General features: G+C 69.9%; 19 protein-coding genes and 1 pseudogene. 15 read left to right on the plus strand and 5 right to left on the minus strand.

Annotated elements, in window-relative coordinates; all coding sequences use genetic code 11:
* Positions 1 to 28 precede the first annotated feature (28 nt).
* From ACFYW7_RS23570 to ACFYW7_RS23620, 11 genes are all read left to right on the plus strand, one after another.
* Positions 29 to 1,381, plus strand: coding sequence for an MraY family glycosyltransferase (locus ACFYW7_RS23570; RefSeq protein ID WP_389505414.1), 1,353 nt, complete (start codon positions 29 to 31; stop codon positions 1,379 to 1,381).
* A 294-nt stretch (positions 1,382 to 1,675) separates the two neighbouring features.
* Positions 1,676 to 2,113: a hypothetical protein gene (locus tag ACFYW7_RS23575; RefSeq protein WP_389505416.1), complete on the plus strand. Its 438-nt coding sequence runs from the start codon at positions 1,676 to 1,678 to the stop codon at positions 2,111 to 2,113.
* A gap of 225 nt (positions 2,114 to 2,338) precedes the next feature.
* Complete coding sequence (gene atpB, locus ACFYW7_RS23580) at positions 2,339 to 3,160, plus strand: F0F1 ATP synthase subunit A (protein WP_389505418.1); 822 nt, start codon at positions 2,339 to 2,341, stop codon at positions 3,158 to 3,160.
* A 75-nt stretch (positions 3,161 to 3,235) separates the two neighbouring features.
* Positions 3,236 to 3,478 (plus strand): F0F1 ATP synthase subunit C, encoded by a 243-nt coding sequence (locus ACFYW7_RS23585; protein WP_389505421.1) that lies wholly within the window; start codon positions 3,236 to 3,238, stop codon positions 3,476 to 3,478.
* 42 nt (positions 3,479 to 3,520) lie between these two features.
* Complete coding sequence (locus ACFYW7_RS23590; protein ID WP_351543471.1) at positions 3,521 to 4,066, plus strand: F0F1 ATP synthase subunit B; 546 nt, start codon at positions 3,521 to 3,523, stop codon at positions 4,064 to 4,066.
* The gene (locus ACFYW7_RS23595; protein WP_389505424.1) at positions 4,063 to 4,884 is read left to right on the plus strand and encodes a F0F1 ATP synthase subunit delta; all 822 of its coding nucleotides are present in this window, start codon (positions 4,063 to 4,065) and stop codon (positions 4,882 to 4,884) included. Before ACFYW7_RS23590 ends, ACFYW7_RS23595 begins: the two co-directional genes overlap by 4 nt.
* Positions 4,885 to 5,011: 127 nt before the next feature.
* Positions 5,012 to 6,601 (plus strand): F0F1 ATP synthase subunit alpha, encoded by a 1,590-nt coding sequence (atpA, locus tag ACFYW7_RS23600; RefSeq protein WP_389505426.1) that lies wholly within the window; start codon positions 5,012 to 5,014, stop codon positions 6,599 to 6,601.
* 21 nt (positions 6,602 to 6,622) lie between these two features.
* The gene (locus ACFYW7_RS23605; protein WP_389505428.1) at positions 6,623 to 7,537 is read left to right on the plus strand and encodes a F0F1 ATP synthase subunit gamma; all 915 of its coding nucleotides are present in this window, start codon (positions 6,623 to 6,625) and stop codon (positions 7,535 to 7,537) included.
* Entirely contained in the window at positions 7,537 to 8,973 is a 1,437-nt protein-coding gene (gene atpD, locus ACFYW7_RS23610; protein WP_389505430.1) for a F0F1 ATP synthase subunit beta, read from the plus strand. Before ACFYW7_RS23605 ends, atpD begins: the two co-directional genes overlap by 1 nt.
* Positions 8,974 to 9,103: 130 nt before the next feature.
* Positions 9,104 to 9,478 carry a F0F1 ATP synthase subunit epsilon gene (locus ACFYW7_RS23615; protein WP_389505432.1) on the plus strand — a complete coding sequence of 125 codons (375 nt, stop codon included), beginning with the start codon at positions 9,104 to 9,106 and terminating at the stop codon, positions 9,476 to 9,478.
* A 160-nt stretch (positions 9,479 to 9,638) separates the two neighbouring features.
* The gene (locus ACFYW7_RS23620; RefSeq protein WP_389505434.1) at positions 9,639 to 10,085 is read left to right on the plus strand and encodes a DUF2550 domain-containing protein; all 447 of its coding nucleotides are present in this window, start codon (positions 9,639 to 9,641) and stop codon (positions 10,083 to 10,085) included.
* A gap of 293 nt (positions 10,086 to 10,378) precedes the next feature.
* Here ACFYW7_RS23620 and ACFYW7_RS23625 read toward each other — a convergent pair whose 3' ends face one another.
* The 3 genes from ACFYW7_RS23625 to ACFYW7_RS23635 all read right to left on the minus strand — a co-directional run bounded on the left by ACFYW7_RS23625 (position 10,379) and on the right by ACFYW7_RS23635 (position 14,276).
* A complete protein-coding gene (locus ACFYW7_RS23625; RefSeq protein ID WP_389505436.1) occupies positions 10,379 to 12,217 on the minus strand; it encodes a glycosyl hydrolase family 18 protein in 1,839 nt (612 codons plus the stop codon).
* 215 nt (positions 12,218 to 12,432) lie between these two features.
* The gene (locus ACFYW7_RS23630; RefSeq protein WP_389505438.1) at positions 12,433 to 13,074 is read right to left on the minus strand and encodes a response regulator; all 642 of its coding nucleotides are present in this window, start codon (positions 13,072 to 13,074) and stop codon (positions 12,433 to 12,435) included.
* Entirely contained in the window at positions 13,071 to 14,276 is a 1,206-nt protein-coding gene (locus ACFYW7_RS23635; RefSeq protein WP_389505441.1) for a sensor histidine kinase, read from the minus strand. The genes ACFYW7_RS23630 and ACFYW7_RS23635 overlap by 4 nt, the downstream gene beginning before the upstream one ends.
* 152 nt (positions 14,277 to 14,428) lie before the next feature.
* Here ACFYW7_RS23635 and ACFYW7_RS23640 point away from each other — a divergent pair, with 152 nt between their 5' ends.
* Positions 14,429 to 14,992 (plus strand): hypothetical protein, encoded by a 564-nt coding sequence (locus ACFYW7_RS23640; protein ID WP_389505443.1) that lies wholly within the window; start codon positions 14,429 to 14,431, stop codon positions 14,990 to 14,992.
* A 90-nt stretch (positions 14,993 to 15,082) separates the two neighbouring features.
* On the opposite strand, the gene ACFYW7_RS23645 is transcribed toward ACFYW7_RS23640, so the two are convergent.
* Positions 15,083 to 15,655 (minus strand): cob(I)yrinic acid a,c-diamide adenosyltransferase, encoded by a 573-nt coding sequence (locus ACFYW7_RS23645; RefSeq protein WP_389505445.1) that lies wholly within the window; start codon positions 15,653 to 15,655, stop codon positions 15,083 to 15,085.
* 13 nt (positions 15,656 to 15,668) lie between these two features.
* Positions 15,669 to 15,890: pseudogene (locus ACFYW7_RS23650) on the minus strand (ABC transporter permease); the annotation flags it as partial.
* A 293-nt stretch (positions 15,891 to 16,183) separates the two neighbouring features.
* On the opposite strand from ACFYW7_RS23650, the gene ACFYW7_RS23655 reads away from it, so the two are divergent.
* The 3 genes from ACFYW7_RS23655 to ACFYW7_RS23665 all read left to right on the plus strand — a co-directional run bounded on the left by ACFYW7_RS23655 (position 16,184) and on the right by ACFYW7_RS23665 (position 20,358).
* Positions 16,184 to 17,032, plus strand: coding sequence for a 3-hydroxyacyl-CoA dehydrogenase family protein (locus ACFYW7_RS23655; RefSeq protein WP_389505447.1), 849 nt, complete (start codon positions 16,184 to 16,186; stop codon positions 17,030 to 17,032).
* A gap of 229 nt (positions 17,033 to 17,261) precedes the next feature.
* A complete protein-coding gene (locus ACFYW7_RS23660; protein ID WP_020136551.1) occupies positions 17,262 to 17,585 on the plus strand; it encodes an STAS domain-containing protein in 324 nt (107 codons plus the stop codon).
* A 265-nt stretch (positions 17,586 to 17,850) separates the two neighbouring features.
* On the plus strand, positions 17,851 to 20,358 hold the full coding sequence (locus tag ACFYW7_RS23665; RefSeq protein WP_389505450.1) for an ATP-binding protein: 2,508 nt from the start codon (positions 17,851 to 17,853) through the stop codon (positions 20,356 to 20,358).
* Positions 20,359 to 20,488 lie beyond the last annotated feature (130 nt).

Genomic DNA, 20,488 nt, shown 5'->3' on the forward strand with positions numbered 1-20,488 from the left:
ATGGCCAGCGAGACCTGTGGGGAAGCCCGTGCGTGAATACCTGCTGACGCTCTGCATCACGGCCGCGGTGACGTATCTGCTGACAGGGCCGGTACGGAAGTTCGCGATCGTGGCCGGAGCCATGCCGGAAATCCGGGCGCGCGACGTGCACCGGGAACCCACGCCGAGGCTCGGCGGCATCGCGATGTTCTTCGGACTGTGCGCCGGCCTGCTGGTCGCGGACCACCTGACGAACCTCAACGCGGTGTTCTCGAACTCCAACGAACCGCGCGCCCTGCTCTCCGGAGCGGCCCTGATCTGGCTGATCGGCGTGCTGGACGACAAGTTCGAGATCGACGCCCTGATCAAACTCGGCGGCCAGATGATCGCCGCGGGTGTCATGGTCGTCCAGGGTCTGACGATCCTGTGGCTGCCGATCCCGGGTGTCGGTCTGGTCGCGCTGACCCAGTGGCAGGGCACCCTGCTGACGGTGGCGCTCGTCGTCATCACCATCAACGCGGTCAACTTCGTGGACGGTCTCGACGGACTGGCCGCCGGCATGGTGTGCATCGCGTCCGCCGCGTTCTTCCTCTACGCCTACCGCATCTGGTATTCGTACGGCATCGAGGCGGCGGCCCCGGCGACGCTGTTCGCGGCGATCCTGATGGGCATGTGCCTGGGCTTCCTGCCGCACAACATGCACCCCGCGCGGATCTTCATGGGCGACTCCGGCTCGATGCTCATCGGTCTGGTGCTGGCCGCCGGCGCGATCTCCATCACCGGGCAGATCGACCCCGACGTGATGAACCTCTTCTCCGGTTCCGAGCGCAACACCGTGCACCAGACCGTGCCGGTGTTCATCCCGCTGCTGCTGCCGCTGACGATCATCGCGATCCCGGCCGCCGACCTCGTGCTCGCCATCGTGCGGCGCACCTGGCGCGGACAGTCGCCGTTCGCGGCGGACCGCGGGCACCTGCACCACCGCCTCCTGGAGGTCGGCCACTCGCACAGCCGGGCCGTCCTGATCATGTACTTCTGGTCGGCGCTGATCTCCTTCGGCGCCCTCGCGTACTCGGTCAACTCGGGAGCCATGTGGAGCGTGCTCGTCATCGCCGCGCTCAGTGCGGTCGGTCTCGTGCTGCTCCTGCTGCCCCGCTTCACGCCCCGCGCCCCGCGCTGGGCCGAACACCTCCTGCCGCCGCGCTACCGCCGCCGCAGGGCCGCCGTGGCGGCCGGGGCGGGGGCCGCGGTCACCCACGAGACGGCAGGGGCCGAGGAGCCCGACGAGGCGCGTGAGCACCGTGCGCCGGTGGCCGCCGGAGTCTCAGGAGTCAACGGAGCGACGGCGATCGGTACCCGTTCGCGACTCCTGGACCGACGTGAGGCCGAGTCGTCGCGTTGATCCGAAGGTAAGAATCTGACTAACGCGTGACCAAAACGTGGGGTAAGAAAGCACCCCAATATCAGACAAGTCGGCGCGCGGCGCGCACAAACGCGCAGTGTCACTCTCATGTGTGACGGTCAGCACACCCATGAGGTAAAGACCTCATCAAATAGTTTGTGATACGGTTCACGAGAACCCAGGGCAGAGCCGAAGGACCCCAGTACGACGGTCCGTTGGTGTGAGGTTCTCTCTCGGCCCGGGTCTACGCTCGTCCATGACGACACGCCCCCCTTAGCAAGCGGAGTTGCCGCCATGCCGTCCAATGACGCCCGGATTCTCCTTCAAGCCGCTGTGCCCACAGCTGCCGTCGGCGCGATCGCCGCCGTCGTCAGTGGTGTGGTCGCCGGCGGCAAGGGAGCGATCGGGGCGGTCGTCGCGACGCTGGTCGTGATCCTCTTCATGGGGCTCGGGCTCTACGTTCTGCAGCGCACCGCCAAATCGCTTCCGCATTTGTTCCAGGCGATGGGCCTCTTGCTCTACACGGCGCAGATTCTTCTGCTGTTCATCTTTGTCGCCGTGTTCAAGAACACCTCGCTGTTCAACCCCAAGTCCTTCGCGCTCACCCTGCTCGTCACCACTCTCGTGTGGATCGGCGCACAGGCGCGTGCCCATATGAAGGCCAAGATCCTGTACGTCGAACCCGACTCTTCGAAGGCCGAAAAGCCCGAAAAGAAGGGGCACTCGTCGTGAGGGGTAGGGCCGGGATAAGTGCGCGTAAGAGATCCTGCTATCGTCCGGTGCCAACTGCGGCATCGCGGGCGCGGGCATCTGAGCTGACGCCTGCTCAATCGCGAGGCTTGATGCCCCACAGCCGCCCCCACATCCGTAACACCAGTCCAGTGCCGAACCGCGGCTGTCCGCCGCGCCGACACAACGAGGTTGCCGTACCTATGCGCCACGCTGAAGGAGCCCGCGGTGAGTGCTGACCCGACACAGGTGCTCGCCTTCGAGACCGACTGCCACATCTTCGACGGCTGTGGCTTCCCGGCTCCCGGCCTGCACTCGTTCCTGTTCGAGCCCCTCTGGGGCGACGCGGACAGCAACCTGTACTTCAACAAGACGATGCTCCTGGCGCTGCTCGGTTCGATCATCGTCGTCGGCTTCTTCTGGGCCGCCTTCCGTAAGCCGAAGGTCGTCCCGGGCAAGCTGCAGATGGTCGCCGAGGCCGGCTACGACTTCATCCGCCGCGGTGTCGTCTACGAGACGATCGGCAAGAAGGAAGGCGAGAAGTACGTCCCGCTGGTCGTCTCGCTGTTCTTCTTCATCTGGATGATGAACCTCTGGTCGATCATTCCGGTCGCGCAGTTCCCGGTCACGGCGATCATCGCCTACCCCGCGGTTCTCGCCCTGATCGTCTACGTCGTCTGGGTGTCCCTGACGTTCAAGCGCCACGGATTCGTCGGAGCGTTCAAGAACTTCAGCGGCTACGACAAGTCGCTGGGCCCGGTTCTGCCGCTCGCCATGTTCATCGAGCTGCTCTCGAACCTGATCGTCCGGCCGTTCACGCACGCGGTGCGACTCTTCGCGAACATGTTCGCGGGTCACACCCTGCTGCTGCTGTTCACGATCGCGTCCTGGTACCTGCTCAACGGCTTCGGGATCGCCTACGCCGGCGTCTCGTTCGTCATGGTCATCGTCATGACGGCCTTCGAGCTGTTCATCCAGGCACTGCAGGCGTACGTGTTCGTGCTGCTGACCTGCACCTTCATCCAGGGCGCGCTCGCCGAGCACCACTGAGCGCCCCGCCTCACCACCCCCTGATCGTCCGGTGGCCAACCCCCACCGGTCCGTAAAGAAGAAGGAAGAATCGGCATGTCCGCTCTCCAGACCCTTGCTGCCGACGGCGTCACCGGCTCCCTCGGTTCCATCGGCTACGGCCTCGCGGCCATCGGCCCCGGCGTCGGCGTCGGCATCATCTTCGGTAACGGCACCCAGGCCCTCGCCCGTCAGCCTGAAGCCGCCGGTCTGATCCGCGCCAACCAGATCCTCGGCTTCGCCTTCTGTGAGGCGCTCGCCCTCATCGGTCTGGTCATGCCGTTCGTCTACGGCGTCTGATCCACCAGATCAGCGACAGCCCACTAGACGAAAGGCACTGACATGAGCCACTTGCTCATTCTGGCGGCCGAGGAGAAGGAAAACCCTCTCATCCCGCCGATCCCCGAGCTTGTCATCGGCCTGCTCGCCTTCGTCATCGTCTTCGGTTTCCTGGCCTGGAAGCTTCTCCCGAACATCAACAAGGTTCTGGAGCAGCGCCGCGAGGCCATCGAGGGCGGTATCGAGAAGGCCGAGGCCGCGCAGACCGAGGCCCAGAGCGTTCTTGAGCAGTACAAGGCTCAGCTCGCCGAAGCCCGGCACGAGGCCGCGCGCCTGCGCCAGGAAGCGACGGAGCAGGGCGCCACGCTCATCGCCGAGATGCGCGCGGAAGGCCAGCGGCAGCGCGAGGAGATCGTCGCCGCCGGTCACACGCAGATCGAGGCCGACCGCAAGGCCGCCGCTCAGGCGCTGCGTCAGGACGTCGGCCACCTGGCCACCGACCTGGCCGGCAAGCTCGTCGGCGAGTCCCTCGAGGACCACGCCCGGCAGAGCCGCGTGATCGACCGTTTCCTCTCCGAGCTTGAGGAGAAGGCCGAGGCGACTCGATGACAGCGCACGGAGCGAGCCGCGAGGCAACCGCAGCCGCACGTGAGCGTCTCGACGCGCTGACGGACTCGACGTCCGTGGACGCGGCACAGCTCGCCGACGAGCTGGCCGCGGTCACCGCGCTGCTCCACCGCGAGGTGTCGCTGCGTCGGGTCCTCACCGACCCGGCGCAGCCCGGCGAGGCCAAGGCCGAGCTGGTCCAGCGCCTGCTCGGCACCCAGGTGGGCGGCACCACCGCCGACCTGGTGTCCGGAATGGTGCGTTCCCGCTGGTCGCAGCCCCGCGACCTGGTGGACGCCCTCGAGGAGCTCACCGCCACCGCCGACCTCACGGCGGCGCAGCGGAAGGGTTCGCTCGACAACGTCGAGGACGAGCTGTTCCGCTTCGGCCGGATCGTCGCCTCGAACACCGGGCTGCGCGCCGCGCTGACCGACCGGGCCGCCACCACGGCGGCCAAGAGCGAGCTGCTGCACAGCCTGCTCGGCGGCCGGGCCGACGTGACGACCGAGCGTCTGGTGAAGCGTCTGGTGACCGCGCCGCGCGGACGTAGCCTGGAAGCGGGACTCGAGTCCCTGTCCCGGCTCGCCGCCGAGCGCCGCAACCGCATGGTGGCCGTGGTCACCTCGGCGGTGCCGCTGAGCGACGGACAGAAGCAGCGCCTCGGCGCTTCTCTGGCCAAGCTCTACGGCCGCCCGATGCACCTGAACCTCGACGTGGACCCCGATGTCCTCGGCGGGATCCGGGTGCAGGTCGGCGACGAGGTCATCAACGGTTCCATCGCGGACCGTCTCGAGGACGCCGCCCGCCGCATGGCGAGCTAGTAATCCCATAAGCAGTACGCACTTACGGCCCTGGTTGGGCCGTGCAGAGGATTCACCTCTCATCGGGGGGAGTCCCCATCCCCCCAAAGTGAAACTTCGGGCCCAACAAGGAGAGCAGGGAACCCAGATGGCGGAGCTCACGATCCGGCCGGAGGAGATCCGGGACGCACTGGAGAACTTTGTCCAGTCGTACCAGCCGGACGCGGCCTCGCGCGAGGAGGTCGGTACGGTCACCGTCGCCGGCGACGGTATCGCCAAGATCGAGGGTCTTCCCTCGGCCATGGCCAACGAACTGCTGAAGTTCGAGGACGGAACCCTCGGCCTCGCGCTGAACCTGGAAGAGCGCGAGATCGGTGCGGTCGTCCTCGGCGAGTTCAGTGGAATCGAGGAGGGCCAGCCGGTGCAGCGCACCGGTGAGGTCCTGTCCGTCGCGGTGGGCGAGGGCTACCTCGGCCGCGTCGTCGACCCGCTCGGCAACCCGATCGACGGCCTCGGCGAGATCGAGACGTCCGGCCGCCGCGCCCTCGAGCTGCAGGCCCCGGGCGTCATGGTCCGCAAGTCGGTGCACGAGCCGATGGAGACGGGCTACAAGGCCGTCGACGCGATGACCCCGATCGGCCGTGGCCAGCGTCAGCTGGTCATCGGCGACCGTCAGACCGGCAAGACCGCGCTGGCCGTCGACACGATCATCAACCAGCGCGACAACTGGCGCTCGGGCGACACCAAGAAGCAGGTCCGCTGCATCTACGTCGCCATCGGTCAGAAGGGCTCGACCATCGCCTCCGTGCGTGGCGCCCTCGAAGAGGCCGGCGCGCTGGAGTACACGACCATCGTCGCCGCCCCGGCGTCCGACCCGGCCGGCTTCAAGTACCTGGCGCCGTACACCGGTTCGGCCATCGGTCAGCAGTGGATGTACGAGGGCAAGCACGTCCTCATCATCTTCGACGACCTCTCGAAGCAGGCCGACGCCTACCGCGCCGTGTCCCTGCTGCTCCGCCGTCCGCCGGGGCGCGAGGCCTACCCCGGTGACGTCTTCTACCTGCACTCCCGTCTGCTGGAGCGCTGCGCGAAGCTCTCCGACGACCTGGGCGCCGGTTCGATGACGGGTCTGCCGATCGTCGAGACCAAGGCGAACGACGTGTCGGCGTTCATCCCGACCAACGTCATCTCCATCACCGACGGCCAGTGCTTCCTTGAGTCCGACCTGTTCAACGCCGGTCAGCGTCCGGCCCTGAACGTCGGTATCTCGGTCTCCCGCGTCGGTGGCTCCGCCCAGCACAAGGCGATGAAGCAGGTCTCCGGCCGTCTTCGCCTCGACCTGGCCCAGTACCGCGAGCTGGAGGCGTTCGCCGCCTTCGGTTCCGACCTGGACGCCGCGTCGAAGGCGCAGCTGGAGCGCGGTCAGCGTCTGGTCGAGCTGCTCAAGCAGGCTCAGTACCAGCCGATGCCGACCGAGGACCAGGTCGTCTCCGTGTGGTCCGCGACCACCGGCAAGATGGACGACGTACCGGTCGCCGACATCCGCCGCTTCGAGAAGGAGCTCCTGGAGTACCTGCACCGCAAGGAGCAGGGCCTCATGACCTCCATCAAGGAGGGCGGCAAGATGTCGGACGACACGCTCACCGCCGTCGCGGACGCCATCGTCGACTTCAAGAAGCAGTTCGAGACCTCGGACGGGAAGCTTCTCGGCGAGGACGCTCCGGCCGCTGCCAAGTGACGTAAGGAAGGGACCTGACTCATGGGAGCCCAGCTCCGGGTCTACAAGCGTCGCATCCGATCCGTCACCGCGACCAAGAAGATCACCAAGGCGATGGAGATGATCGCCGCCTCGCGCGTCGTCAAGGCGCAGCGCAAGGTGGCGGCCTCCGCGCCGTACGCGACCGAGCTCACCCGCGCGGTCACGGCGGTCGGCACCGGCTCGAACACCAAGCACCCGCTGACGACGGAGGCGGAGACGGCGACCCGTTCCGCGGTGCTGCTCCTCACGAGCGACCGCGGACTGGCCGGCGCCTTCAACTCCAACGCCATCAAGGCGGCGGAGCTGCTGACCGCCCGTCTCGAGGCCGAGGGCAAGACGGTCGACACGTACATCGTCGGCCGCCGCGGTCTGGCCCACTACAACTTCCGCGAGCGCAAGGTCGCGGAGTCGTGGTCGGGCTTCACCGACGAGCCCACGTACGCGGACGCGAAGAAGGTCGCGGGTCCGCTCATCGAGGCCATCGAGAAGGAGACGGCGGACGGCGGCGTGGACGAACTCCACATCGTCTACACCGAGTTCGTCTCGATGATGACGCAGACGGCCATCGACGGCCGGCTGCTGCCGCTTCGCCTCGAAGAGGTGGCGGAGGAGGCGCCCAAGGGCGAGATCCTTCCGCTGTACGAGTTCGAGCCGTCGGCGGAGGACGTCCTTGACGCCCTTCTGCCGCGCTACGTCGAGAGCCGTATCTACAACGCGCTGCTCCAGTCGGCTGCTTCCAAGCACGCCGCCACGCGCCGCGCGATGAAGTCGGCGACCGACAACGCGGGAGACCTGATCACCTCTCTCTCCCGTCTTGCCAATGCGGCCCGCCAGGCCGAAATCACCCAGGAAATCAGCGAGATCGTCGGTGGCTCCGCAGCCCTTGCCGACGCGACCGCGGGGAGTGACAAGTAATGACGACGACTTCTGAGACGGCCGTTGCCACGGGCCGCGTCGCCCGGGTCATCGGCCCGGTCGTCGACGTGGAGTTCCCCGTCGACGCGATGCCGGAGATCTACAACGCCCTTCACGTCGAGGTGGCCGACCCGGCCAACGCCGGCGAGCTGAAGACGCTGACCCTGGAAGTCGCCCAGCACCTGGGTGACGGCCTGGTCCGTACGATCTCCATGCAGCCCACCGACGGTCTGGTCCGCCAGGCCGCGGTCACCGACACCGGAACGGGCATCTCCGTCCCGGTCGGTGACTTCACCAAGGGCAAGGTGTTCAACACCCTCGGTGAGGTGCTGAACAGCGACGAGAAGTACTCGGGCGAGCGCTGGTCCATCCACCGCAAGGCCCCGCGCTTCGACGAGCTCGAGTCGAAGACCGAGATGTTCGAGACCGGCGTCAAGGTCATCGACCTCCTCACCCCGTACGTCAAGGGTGGAAAGATCGGTCTGTTCGGTGGTGCCGGTGTCGGCAAGACGGTGCTCATCCAGGAGATGATCTACCGCGTCGCCAACAACCACGACGGTGTCTCCGTGTTCGCCGGTGTCGGCGAGCGCACGCGTGAGGGCAACGACCTCATCGAGGAGATGGCGGAGTCGGGCGTCATCGACAAGACCGCCCTTGTCTTCGGCCAGATGGACGAGCCCCCGGGCACCCGTCTGCGCGTGGCCCTCGCGGGTCTGACCATGGCGGAGTACTTCCGCGATGTGCAGAAGCAGGACGTGCTGTTCTTCATCGACAACATCTTCCGCTTCACGCAGGCCGGTTCCGAGGTCTCGACCCTGCTCGGCCGTATGCCCTCCGCGGTGGGTTACCAGCCGAACCTGGCCGACGAGATGGGTCTCCTCCAGGAGCGCATCACCTCGACCCGCGGTCACTCGATCACCTCGATGCAGGCGATCTACGTCCCCGCGGACGACCTGACCGACCCGGCCCCGGCCACCACGTTCGCCCACCTCGACGCGACGACGGTTCTCTCCCGTCCGATCTCGGAGAAGGGCATCTACCCGGCCGTGGACCCGCTGGACTCCACGTCCCGCATCCTGGACCCCCGCTACATCGCGGCGGACCACTACGCGGCCGCGATGCGCGTCAAGTCGGTTCTTCAGAAGTACAAGGACCTTCAGGACATCATCGCGATCCTCGGTATCGACGAGCTGGGCGAGGAGGACAAGCTCACCGTCCACCGTGCCCGTCGCGTGGAGCGCTTCCTGTCCCAGAACACCCACGTCGCCAAGCAGTTCACCGGCGTCGACGGGTCGGACGTCCCGCTGGACGAGTCGATCGTGGCCTTCAACGCGATCATCGACGGCGAGTACGACCACTTCCCGGAGCAGGCGTTCTTCCTCTGCGGTGGCATTGAGGACCTCAAGGCCAACGCCAAGGAGCTCGGCGTCTCCTGAACCTCGTGTTCTTGAGTGAGGGGGGCGGGGCCGCGCCTCGCGGGGTGCGGTCCGTCCCCCCTCCGTACGCCTACTAGACTTTGACCCAACACCCGGCAGCAACGCCGGGTGGTGACCCGAGGAGCCCACCTTGGCTGCTGAGCTGCACGTCGAGCTCGTCGCCGCGGACCGTAACGTCTGGTCCGGCGAGGCCACCCTGGTCGTCGCGCGTACCACGTCCGGCGACATCGGCGTCATGCCCGGTCACCAGCCGCTTCTCGGTGTGCTGGAGTCGGGCCCGGTGACCATCCGTACGAGTGAAGGTGAAACGGTCATCGCCGCGGTGCACGGCGGTTTCATCTCATTCGCCGACAACAAGCTGTCACTTCTGGCCGAGATCGCCGAGCTGTCGGACGAGATCGATGTCCAGCGTGCGGAGCGAGCGCTCGAGCGCGCGAAGTCGGACGCCGACGCGTCCGCCGAGCGCCGCGCGGACGTCCGTCTGCGTGCGGTGTCGACGCGCTGACCCTCGGTGCGACCCCAGCCCTTTAGGCGCTGGGGGAGCACTGTGTGAAGCTTTGCCTCAGCCGCGGCTGGGACCGGATCACTCCGGCCCTGGCCGCGGCTGAGGCAAATCCGGAAGTTTTTTCTTTTCCGTTACCTAGGAGACGAGGAGGTCGGTGTCGATGGTCCTCGCTCTGACTGTGTGCGGAGTGGTAGTGGCCCTTGTGGTGGTGGGGCTGTTCGTCTTCGGCCTCCGCCGCCGGCTCATCCAGCGTTCCGGCGGGACGTTCGACTGCAGCCTGCGCTGGGACGTCCCCGAGAAGGGCGACACCAGCGGCAAGGGCTGGAGCTACGGGGTCGCCCGCTACAACGGTGACCGCGTCGAGTGGTACCGCGTCTTCTCGTACGCCCCCCGCCCGCGCCGCGTCCTCGAACGCTCGGCGATCGAGGTGGCGGGCCGCCGCGCCGCGGACGGCGAGGAGGAGCTCGCGCTGCTCTCCGACGCGATCGTCCTCGCCTGCCTGCATCGCGGGACGCGCCTCGAGCTGGCGATGAGTGAGGACGCCCTGACCGGATTCCTCGCCTGGCTGGAGGCGGCTCCGCCCGGCCAGAGGGTGAACGTCGCCTAGGTCCTGTCGTCACGTTCCGGCCTGCCCCGCGACACCACGCACGCTCCCCCCGAGCTCTGCGGGCAGGGGGCACCCCACGCGCCGCACCGGGCGAAAGCCCGGGTGCGTCCGGTACGAGGGCTTCCGCCCGGCACGCCGGGAGCGGGCACCCGACGCCGCGGGCCGCCCTCCGGGCGACGACGGGAAGGTGACGACAGGGCCCGGGTCCCACGACAGAGAACCGCGGGCAGACCCTGAGGTCTGCCCGCGGTTCGTTCGTGGTGCGGTGGGGACCGGTGTCCGGTCCGGCGGTACTAGTTCAGGCCGCTGTTGATGGCGCTGACGAGTTCACCGTTGCTGGTGTCCCCGCTGAACTCCCAGAAGAAGGCGCCGCCGAGACCCTGGTTCTTGGCCCACGACATCTTCGTGCCGATGGTGGCCGGGGTGTCGTACGACCACCAGTTGTTGCCGCAGAAGGCGTACGCCGTGCCGGCGACGGTGCCGTTGGAGGGGCAGCTCGTCTTGAGGACCTTGTAGTCCTCGATGCCCTGCTCGTACGTGCCCGCCGCGGGCCCGGTCGCCGTGCCGCCGGGAGCGGCCTGGGTGACGCCGGTCCAGCCGCGGCCGTAGAAGCCGATGCCGATGAGCAGCTTGCTCGCGGGCACGCCCTTCGACTTGAACTTCGCGATCGCGTCGGCCGTGGTGAAGCCGGGCGTCGGGATGCCGCTGTACGAGGTGAGCGGGGAGTGCGGGGCGGTGGGACCCTGCGCCGCGAACGCGCCGAAGAAGTCGTACGACATCACGTTGTACCAGTCGACGTACTGCGCGGCGCCCGCGTAGTCGGCGGCGTCGATCTTTCCGCCCGAGGTGCCGTCGGCCGTGGTGGCGGCGGTGACCAGGTTGTTCGTGCCGAACTTGGCGCGCAGGGCGCCCATGAGGTTCTTGTACGCCGCGGCACCGCTGGTGTCGCAGGACAGACCGCAGGCGTTCGGGTACTCCCAGTCGATGTCGATGCCGTCGAAGACGTCGGCCCAGCGCGGGTCCTCGACCAGGCTGTAGCAGGAGTTGGCGAACGCGGTCGGGTTGGCCGCGGCCTGCGCGAAGCCGCCGGACCAGGTCCAGCCGCCGAAGGACCAGAGGATCTTGATGTTCGGGTACTTGGCCTTCAGCTCACGCAGCTGGTTGAAGTTGCCGCGCAGCGGCTGGTCCCAGGTGTCGGCCACGCCGCTGACCGACTGGTCGGCGGTGAAGGCCTTGTCGTAGTCGGCGTAGGAGTCGCCGATGGCGCACTGGCCGTTGGTGACGTTGCCGAAGGCGTAGTTGATGTGCGTGATCTTGGCGGCCGAGCCGGACGTCACCAGGTTCTTGACGTTGTAGTTGCGGCCGTAGATGCCCCACTCGGTGAAGTAGCCGAGCTTGACGGCCTTGCCGGTGGGCGGCGGGTCGGTGGTGCCGCCGGTGGTGCGGACCGCGACCGCGCCGCTGACCGGACCGGTCTGGTCGGCGGTGTCACGGGCCTGGACGGTGTACGAGTAGTCGGTGCCGGCGGTGAGGCCGGTGTCCGTGTACGAGGTCGTCGTCACGGTCGCGACCTTGGTGCCGCCGCGCAGGACGTCGTAGTTCTTGACGCCCTTGTCGTCGGTGGCCGCGCTCCAGGAGAGCTTCACCGAGGTGTTGGCCACGGAGGAAGCGGTGGGCGTGCCGGGGGCGGAGGGCGCACTGTCACCGGGGACGGTGGTGCCTCCGTCACAACTGCCGCCGTTCAGCTTGCAGTTGGAGGGGGAGCCGGAACCGGAGCCGTTGAAGCCGAAGGAGACGGAGGCGCCCGCGGCCAGGCTGCCGTTCCAGGACTTGTTCTTGGCGGTCCAGTGGTTGCCCGAGCTGGTGACGTCCGCGTCCCAGGCCGAGGTGACCGAGGTGCCGGAGGGGAAGTCCCACTCGATCGTCCACGAGCTGATCGCGGCGGTACCGGTGTTCTTGACGGTCCACTTGCCCTCGAAGCCGGTGCCCCAGTCCTGGGTCTTGGCGTACGTGGCGGTGGCGTTGGTGGCGGCCTGGGCGGGGCCCGCGAGGCCGACGAGGGCGGCGAGGGGGAGGAGCAGGGTGGTGAGCCCCGCGACGGTTCTGTGTCTGGCTCTCTGCCGGAAGCGCATGAAGCCTCTCCTCTTTGGTCTGGTGCTCCGGGGCGCCGTAGCGGGTGGAGGTCGCGATCGTGCCGCCCGTGGGGGGCGTGCGCTCGCTCGTGCTCCGGCCCGCGCCGTGCCCCATCGACTGGGGGGTGTCGTGGGCATGCCTAAGCGCAGTGGGGCGAGAATAGAAAGGTCTGGACCACGAGTCAATAGGTCTGGACCAGTGGATCCGGTCGCCCTCAGATCCCCAACTCCTGTGCGAGCACGGCCGCTTGTACCCGGCTCCGGAGTTCCAGCTTGCCCAGCAGTCGGCTGACGTGCGTCTTCACCGTTCCCTCCGCCATGTCGAGGCGGACCGCGATCTCCGCGTTCGGCAGCCCCTCACCCAGGCAGGAAAGGACCTCCCGCTCACGCCGGGTCAGGGCGTCCAGCACGGCCGGGTCGGCGCTCGGCTCCCGTCCGGGCCGGGCCGCGAACGCGGCGATCACCCTGCGTGTGACGGCCGGCGCGACGATCCCCTCCCCGCGCGCCACCGTCCGTACCGCTTCCAGGAGGTCCCGGGCGTCGGCGCTCTTCAGCAAGAAGCCCGAGGCGCCCGCGCGCAGTGCCCCGAAGACGTACTCGTCGAGGTCGAAGGTGGTCAGCACGAGGACGTCGGCGAGCCGCTCGGCGACCACCTGCCGGGTCGCGGACACCCCGTCCAGGCGCGGCATCTGGACGTCCATCAGCACGACGTCCGGCCGCAGTTCGCGCGCGAGGGCCACGGCCCGCTCCCCGTCCGCGGCCTCGCCGGCCACCTCGATGTCGGGCGCGCTGCGCAGGATCAGGACCAGCCCGGCGCGTACCGCTGCCTGGTCCTCGGCGACGAGCACACGGATCATGCTTCTTCCCCTCCGGTGACGGGTGCCCCGCGGGTGAACGGCAGGGCGGCGCGTACGGTCCAGGTCCGGCCCGCGCGGGAGTCCTCGGGTCCTGCCTCGAAGGTGCCTCCGAGCAGCCCGGTCCGTTCCCGCATCCCGACGAGACCGGCCCCGGAGCCCGGGGCCCGCGGACCGGCCCGGTCGCCGTACGGGCTGGCGATCCGCACACTGAGCGAGCCGTCGGTCCGGGCGAGCGCGACGGTGACCCGGCCCGGCGCGGCGTGCTTGAGGGCGTTGGTCAGGGACTCCTGGACGATCCGGTACGCGGCGAGTTCGACCGGGGCCGGCAGCCGTTCCCCGGGCGTCGCGTCCAGCGTGACGTCGAGCCCGTTGGCGCGAGCCGTCGCCAGAAGGGCTTCGAGACCGTCGAGCGTGGGCGCCGCCGCGGGCAGGCGGTCCTCGCCCTGGTCCCGCAGGATGCCGATCAGCCGCCGCATCTCGGCGAGGCCCTCGACGCTGTTCTCCCGGATGACGCCGAGGGCGTCCCGTGAGGTCACCGGGTCGTCGAGGGAGAGCGCGGCCGTCGAGTGGATGGCGATCGCCGACAGGTGGTTGGCCACCATGTCGTGCAACTCCCGCGCCATGCGGGCGCGTTCGGCCGTGACGGCCTGGGTGCGGTCGATCTCGGCGAGCAGCGCGGTCTGCTCGGCGCGCAGCCGCTCGGCGTCGGCGGCGTCGCGGTGGTTGCGGACGATCCAGCCGGTGGCGGCGGGGGTGTAGGTCACGAGGCCGGTGAACACCCCGATCAGCAGCCCCTCGGGCCGGTGCCAGGCGACGACCGGCCCCACCGTCGCGACCACCGTGATCAGCCCGGTGATCCAGGGGATCCGCCGGGCCGAGCCCGGTGATCCGTAGAGGACCGCCGCGTACACCAGGTCGGTGTACATCACGAGGGTGGCGAGATTGCCCCGGGTCAGCAGGTCCGCCACCAGGGCCAGAGTTCCCAGCAACAGGGCGGTACGCGGCCGGACCCGGCGCAGCACCTCGCAGCCCGCCGTGACGGCCAGCGGGACGAGGACCGCCCAGCCCGCGTCGAGACGGACGACCGGATCGTGCGCGGCGCGGCTGTGCAGCCCGGCGGCCCAGAGGCCGAGTCCGCCGAGCAGCCCGGCCACGGCGATGCGTACGTCGTCGCGGTGCGGACGGGGGAGTCGCGGGGCCATGCGTCCATCCAACACGGCGGGCCGAGGCCGGGCGTCACCGTCACGGGTGACCCGCCACTGCATCGAAGGATGCAGTGGGGGGTCGTCCTCGCCGACGACGTGCCGGGCCCCCGGACCGGTGAGTCTGGAGCGGTGAACGAGAGGAACGAACCGTGATCGTCGGACTGATCGTCGCCTGCGAGGTGGCCTTCTGGGTGCTGCTGGCGGCGGGCCTCGCCGTCCGCTACCTGCTGAAGTGGCGCCGCACCGGACTCGCCCTGCTGCTGGGCGAGCCCCTCCTCGAGCTGGTCCTGTTCGCGGTGACGGCGGCGGACCTCCGCAACGGCGCCGAACCGGGCCCCGAGCACGGCCTCGCCGCGCTGTACATCGGTTTCACCGTCGCCTACGGCCACCTCACGATCCGGTGGCTCGACGGGCACGCCGCCCACCGCCTGGCCGGTGGCCCGCGACCGCCGGGGCCGCCCCGCCACGGCATGGCCCGTGCCGCCCACGAGGGCCGGCTCTGGCTGCGCACGGTGCTCGCCGCCGTGGTCGCCTGCGCGCTGCTCCAGGGCGCCGTCCGGTACGTCGGTGACGGCGCGACGGAGTCGCTGCGCGGGTACCAGTGGACGGCGTTGCGGGTGGTGGCGATCCACGGGGTGATCGCGCTGTCGTATCTGGTCCTGCCGAAGAGGGCCCCGAAGGGCGAACCGGAGCGGCCCCGCCCGCCCGCCTGACGCCGCCCGCCCTGCTCGGACCGTCCGCGACCGCCCGGGCGCCTCACCCCGTCCGGGGCCGGGCGCCCGGCCCCGGACGTCCGGCTCGGCCTAGCGCTCGCCGCCCGGCACCCACAGCACGTCGCCCACGTCCTTGTTCGCGGTGCGCGCCAGGATGAACAGGAGGTCGGAGAGGCGGTTGAGGTAGGTGGCGGTGAGCGGGTTCATCGCCTCGCCGTGGACCTCCAGCGCCGCCCAGGTGGAGCGCTCGGCCCGGCGGACGACCGTGCACGCCTGGTGGAGGAGGGCCGCTCCGGCGGTGCCGCCGGGCAGGATGAAGGAGCGGAGCTTCTCCAGGCGTTCGTTGAAGAGGTCGCAGTCCGCCTCGAGCCGGTCGACGTAGAACTGCTCCACCCGCAGCGGCGGGTACTTCGGGTCCTCGACCACCGGAGTCGACAGGTCCGCGCCCACGTCGAACAGGTCGTTCTGGACGCGGGTGAGGACCTGGACGACCTCCGCCTCCAGGCCCCCCAGCGCGATCGCCGTACCGATCACCGCGTTCGCCTCGTTGGTGTCGGCGTACGCCGAGATCCGCAGATCGGTCTTGGCGACCCTGCTCATGTCGCCGAGGGCGGTGGTGCCCTGGTCGCCGGTCCTGGTGTAGATGCGCGTCAGATTGACCATGGGGTCAGCCTAGTTACGCCCCGGCCGTCCGGAACGCCCGTGTGCCCACCGTCACGGCGAGCGCGGTGAGGCCGAGGGCCACCAGTGCCCCGTACAGCGTGTGCGCGGTGGCGTACGAGCCGATGCAGGCGTCCCGCACCGCGTCCACCAGGTAGCGCAGCGGCATGAGGTGCGGGAGGACGTCCAGCCGGCCGGGGGCGAGAGCCGACGGCAGCATCGGGCCGGACAGCAGCAGACCGTCACCGCGGCCGTCGCCCGCGAGACGAAGGCGGGCCGCGCTCCTGACGAGGGGTCGCGCGAGATCCTCGTGCTCCTCGACGACCTGGAGCAGCTGCTGAGCCCGAAGGTTCTCGGCCACGCCGTACGGGCTCAGAGGTGATCGGGCCGCCTCGCGCCCCGGGGACCGGACGTGACGGGTGTCTCACGCCCTGAGACCGTGACACGCGTTACTTACGGGTTTCGCGCCGCCCTCCGAACGCTACTCTCCGCCGAAGAGGCATACACAAGCAGCGTGTTAAGGGAGTCTGAGTGGCTGGGAAGCTCGCCGTCATCGGAGCTGGACTCATGGGGTCCGGTATCGCCCAGGTCTCCGCGCAAGCGGGCTGGGACGTCGTTCTGCGCGATGTCACCGACGAGGCGCTGAACCGCGGCCTCGACGGCATCAAGGCCTCGTACGACCGGTTCGTGAGCAAGGGCAAGCTGGCGGCCGAGGACGCGGAGGCGGCGCTCGCCCGCATCACGGCGACCACCGACCTGGACGCGGCCGCCGACTCGGACATCGTCGTCGAGGCGGTCTTCGAGAAGCTCGAGGTCAAGCACGAGATCTTCCAGGCCCTCGACAAGATCGTCCGTCCGGACACCGTGCTCGCCTCCAACACCTCCGCGATCCCGATCACCAAGATCGCGGCGGCCACCGAGCGCCCGGAGCGCGTCGTCGGCGTGCACTTCTTCTCGCCGGTGCCGATGATGCAGCTCGTCGAACTGGTCCGCGGCTACAAGACGAGCGACGAAACGCTCGCCACCGCCCGGGAGTTCAGCGAGTCGGTCGGCAAGACCTGCATCGTCGTCAACCGCGACGTCGCCGGGTTCGTGACCACCCGCCTCATCTCGGCCCTCGTCGTCGAGGCGACGAAGCTGTACGAGTCGGGCGTGGCCACCGCCGAGGACATCGACCTCGCCTGCCGGCTGGGCTTCGGCCACGCGATGGGGCCGCTGGCCACCGCCGACCTCACGGGCGTCGACATCCTGCTGCACGCCACCGGCAACATCTACACCGAGACCCAGGACGAGAAGTTCGCGCCGCCGGAGCTGATGCGCCGGATGGTTGACGCCGGTGACATCGGGCGCAAGAGCGGGCAGGGCTTCTACAAGCACTGACGATCATGCGGCGGCCGGGGAACCGGTCGCCGCGTTCGCCACGGACGCCGTACACGCCTCTCGGGTTTCACCCCATGAGGTGAATTCGGTATCGGTTCGCTTACAGACGGCAACCTTGGCGGCCCTCAGGCAGTCAGAGGGTGCACAACATACAAACGCGAGGACGCGCGACGCGGACGAGCGGAACAGGCCCACGCGGAGTTACGAGACCCATTCTCGGGGAGCGCATATGTACATCAGGGGCGACCACGCCGAGCTGGTCGTCGGGGGCCGCCTCGACGTACGCAGCGCGGCGGACGCCCGTACGGTCCTGCACTCGGCCGTCGACGACGGAGCCGGCGACCTGGTGCTGGACCTGTCCGAGCTGGACTCCTGGGACGCCACCGGGCTCGGTGTCATCATGGGGGCCCACCGGCGCGCGGGGCGGTGCGGACGACGGCTCGTGCTGCGTGACGTACCACCACAGATGCAGCGCCTCTTGGTGGCCACCCGGCTGCACCGGATCCTGGCGATCGAGGGTGGTATCGGGGTCGAGTCCCTGCCCCGGGTGTGATCCGGGCGCGCGCCACCGGCTCCGTGTGCGACCGCGTACGCGCCCTGACCGGCGCACACCGCGCACCACGTGCACAATCCTCACGAAGCTGTGACGGTTCGGACGGCGCGGTACCCCGCCTGTTCGTAGATACTGTGCGAAGGTTTAGGGTTCGGCTGCCCGCCGACCGAAACCCTACGAGCGGGCACCGGACCAGAAGCGACAGAGCGGTGTGCAGCCAGGCCGGGAGGGCATCGGCACACGACGCTTTTGGGGGGCTTGGAACATGGACCCGATCAACCCGGGACCCGAAGAGTACGGTCATGACGACGACGGCCAGGCGCCTCGCCCGCGCCCGCCGCGCGACCCGCTGGCCGCCGACCTGATCCAGCACAAGCCCGTGCCCGTGCGCACGGTCCGGGTCGTCGCCGGCGACTTCCTGCTCACGGTCAACCCCGTCGACGGCAGCGAGATCGAGAACTGCCCGCCGCACGAGCGGCCGCAGCCCCCCGTCAAGCACGGCGCCGCCGAACGCGCGGAGCTGGCCCGTGCGGCCCAGCCTCCCGTACCGCCCGGCACGGCCCAGCCCAAGCTGCCCCTCCTGGAACGCCAGGAGGAGCGGGAGCGGCTCGTGCGCCTGCTCGCGCGCGGGCGCTCGGTGCGGCTCACCGGCCCCTCGGGATCGGGCCGGACCGTCCTGCTCGACGCCGTCGCCGACGACTGCGCGGACCTCGCCCCCGACGGCGTCGTCCGCCTCTCCGGCTTCCGGCGCACGGCGAGCGACCTGCTGTACGACCTCTTCGGCGCCGTCTACGAAGCCCCCCTGCACCGCCCCGGCCACGAGGAACTGCTCCGTCTCGTCCACGAGATAGGCGCGGTCGTCGTCCTCGACGACGTGGAGATCGGCGGCAGCGCGCTCGACGAACTCCTCGACGCCACCCCCGAGTGCGCCTTCGTGATCGCCACCACCCCCGACATCCCGGCACCGTCCGCCGACGCGCTCCTGGAGGAGGTCGTCCTCGGCGGCCTCGACCGCAGCGGCGGCCTCGAACTGCTGGAGCGCGCCGTCGGCCGCGTGCTGACCGAGGACGAGTCGAACTGGGCGGGCGACCTCTGGTTCGAGTCCGAGGGGCTGCCCCTGCGCTTCATGCAGGCCGGCGCCCTGCTGCGGCAGCGCGACCGGATACAGGCCGGCGAGGAGGCCTTCGACGACTACGGGGTCTTCCAGGAGGCCCCGGTCGACGCGCCGTTCGAGACCGGCGACGGCCGTGAGGTGCCGCTGCCCTCCCTCGCCGAGGGCGCCGCGCCCGCCGCGCTGCTCGCGGAGCGGCTCAGCGAGTCGGCGCGTGCCACCCTGCGCTTCGCGGTCGCGCTCGGTGGTGAGGTGCCCCACCAGGCGCACCTGCCCGCGCTCGTGGGCGACACCCACGCCGACGCCGCGCTCGCCGAACTAGCGGACTCCGCACTGGTCTCCCCGGTCGGCTCCCGCTACCGGCTGGCCGCCGGGGTGCAGACCCAGCTGGAGGCCTCCGGATACGCGGACGCCCTCCAGGACCGGGCGCTCACCGCCGCCCAGCACTACACCTGGTGGGCCGGTCACCCCTCGGTCACCCCGGAGCGGGTCTGCGCCGAGGCCGACGCGCTGCTCGCCGCCCTCAACGTGCTCGTCCCGGTCACCACCGCCCCGCTGGACGAGCAGGACGAGAGCGTCGCCGTCCAGCTGGCCCGCACGGCGGCGCCCGCCTTCGCCTCGGGACTGCACTGGAACGCCTGGGAGCGCACCCTGCGCTTCGGCGTCGAGGCCTCCGAGCTGTCCGGCGAGATCGCCGAACAGGCCTATTTCCACCACGAGTTGGGGATCCTCGCGCTCTGCGCCGGCCAGTTGGACCGGTCCCGTGCCGAGCTGGACGGATCCATCGCGCTGCGCGGCGACCTCGCCGACAAGCGCGGCACCACCGCGGGCCGCCGCGCCCTCGCGCTGGTCGCGGACCGCTCCGGAATCCCGTACGTCGCCGACGGGGCCGCCACGACGGGCGAAGAGGTGCCCGACGCGCGCCACGAGGAGTCGATGTCGCCTCCCGGCGGCGTGCCGGCCGCCTACTCCCGCGTCGACCCGTCCCGCGACGGGGTGACGGTGCTGGCCGCCGGTCCCGGTACCCCCGAGGCCAAGCGGCAGGGGGTCGCGGGGCGGCTCGTCACCGGCACCCGGCGCAACCTGGTCGCCGCGGGCGCGGGCGCGCTCCTGGTCGCCGTCCTCGGCACGGTGGTGACCCTCGGCGCGACGTCGGAGCACAGCGACGACGCCCCGTCCGAGAAGGTCGGCGTCAACCCGTCGGTCACGCAGGGCCAGGGCGACGACAGCCTGGGCGCCGACAAGGCGAAGAAGGGCGACGACTCCGCCACCGGAGCCGTGCCCACGCCCACCGACCCGGGACCCGACGGCACGTACGGGACCTCGGACGATCCGACGCCCCCGGCGACGGCCGCCGGCGGTGTGCCGTCCTCCGGCCCGAGCGGGACGCACACCTCGGGCAGGCCCACGAGGTCGCCGTCCAAGTCGCCCTCGAAGTCGCCCTCGAAATCTCCGTCCAAGTCGCCCTCGAAGTCGCCGAGCGGCACGCCCTCGTCCTCGTCGTCGACGTCGTCCTCACCGTCCCCGTCGGCGTCGCCCAGCGCGTCGTCGAGTCCGTCCACCTCGGACTCCGCGAGCGGCCCCGCGTCGAGCGGCGCCCCGGTGAGCACGTCGGCCGGTGTGCCGGGGAGCGGCGGACCGGCGAGCGGCACGGTGATCTGACCCTGAGCACGGGAGAGGGCCGGGGGGGGGCCCCCCCCACCCCCGGGGCCGGCCCCCCCCCCCCCCCCCCCCGCCCCCCGGGGGGGGGGGGGGGGGGGAAAAACCCCCGCGTTGTGTGCCACGTTGAGCC

This window comes from Streptomyces sp. NPDC002580 (genome assembly GCF_042889485.1).
In the GTDB taxonomy this organism is placed as follows: Bacteria; Actinomycetota; Actinomycetes; order Streptomycetales; family Streptomycetaceae; genus Streptomyces.

Excerpts from the sequence above, each read along its gene's own strand:
- ACFYW7_RS23575 (WP_389505416.1), top strand. The coding sequence starts at position 1,676 with ATGCCGTCCAATGACGCCCGGATTCTCCTTCAAGCCGCTGTGCCCACA.
- ACFYW7_RS23585 (WP_389505421.1), top strand. The coding sequence starts at position 3,236 with ATGTCCGCTCTCCAGACCCTTGCTGCCGACGGCGTCACCGGCTCCCTC.
- ACFYW7_RS23590 (WP_351543471.1), top strand. The coding sequence starts at position 3,521 with ATGAGCCACTTGCTCATTCTGGCGGCCGAGGAGAAGGAAAACCCTCTC.
- ACFYW7_RS23595 (WP_389505424.1), top strand. The coding sequence starts at position 4,063 with ATGACAGCGCACGGAGCGAGCCGCGAGGCAACCGCAGCCGCACGTGAG.
- atpA (WP_389505426.1), top strand. The coding sequence starts at position 5,012 with ATGGCGGAGCTCACGATCCGGCCGGAGGAGATCCGGGACGCACTGGAG.
- ACFYW7_RS23605 (WP_389505428.1), top strand. The coding sequence starts at position 6,623 with ATGGGAGCCCAGCTCCGGGTCTACAAGCGTCGCATCCGATCCGTCACC.
- atpD (WP_389505430.1), top strand. The coding sequence starts at position 7,537 with ATGACGACGACTTCTGAGACGGCCGTTGCCACGGGCCGCGTCGCCCGG.
- ACFYW7_RS23620 (WP_389505434.1), top strand. The coding sequence starts at position 9,639 with ATGGTCCTCGCTCTGACTGTGTGCGGAGTGGTAGTGGCCCTTGTGGTG.
- ACFYW7_RS23625 (WP_389505436.1), bottom strand. The coding sequence starts at position 12,217 with ATGCGCTTCCGGCAGAGAGCCAGACACAGAACCGTCGCGGGGCTCACC.
- ACFYW7_RS23630 (WP_389505438.1), bottom strand. The coding sequence starts at position 13,074 with ATGATCCGTGTGCTCGTCGCCGAGGACCAGGCAGCGGTACGCGCCGGG.
- ACFYW7_RS23635 (WP_389505441.1), bottom strand. The coding sequence starts at position 14,276 with ATGGCCCCGCGACTCCCCCGTCCGCACCGCGACGACGTACGCATCGCC.
- ACFYW7_RS23645 (WP_389505445.1), bottom strand. The coding sequence starts at position 15,655 with ATGGTCAATCTGACGCGCATCTACACCAGGACCGGCGACCAGGGCACC.
- ACFYW7_RS23660 (WP_020136551.1), top strand. The coding sequence starts at position 17,262 with ATGTACATCAGGGGCGACCACGCCGAGCTGGTCGTCGGGGGCCGCCTC.
- ACFYW7_RS23665 (WP_389505450.1), top strand. The coding sequence starts at position 17,851 with ATGGACCCGATCAACCCGGGACCCGAAGAGTACGGTCATGACGACGAC.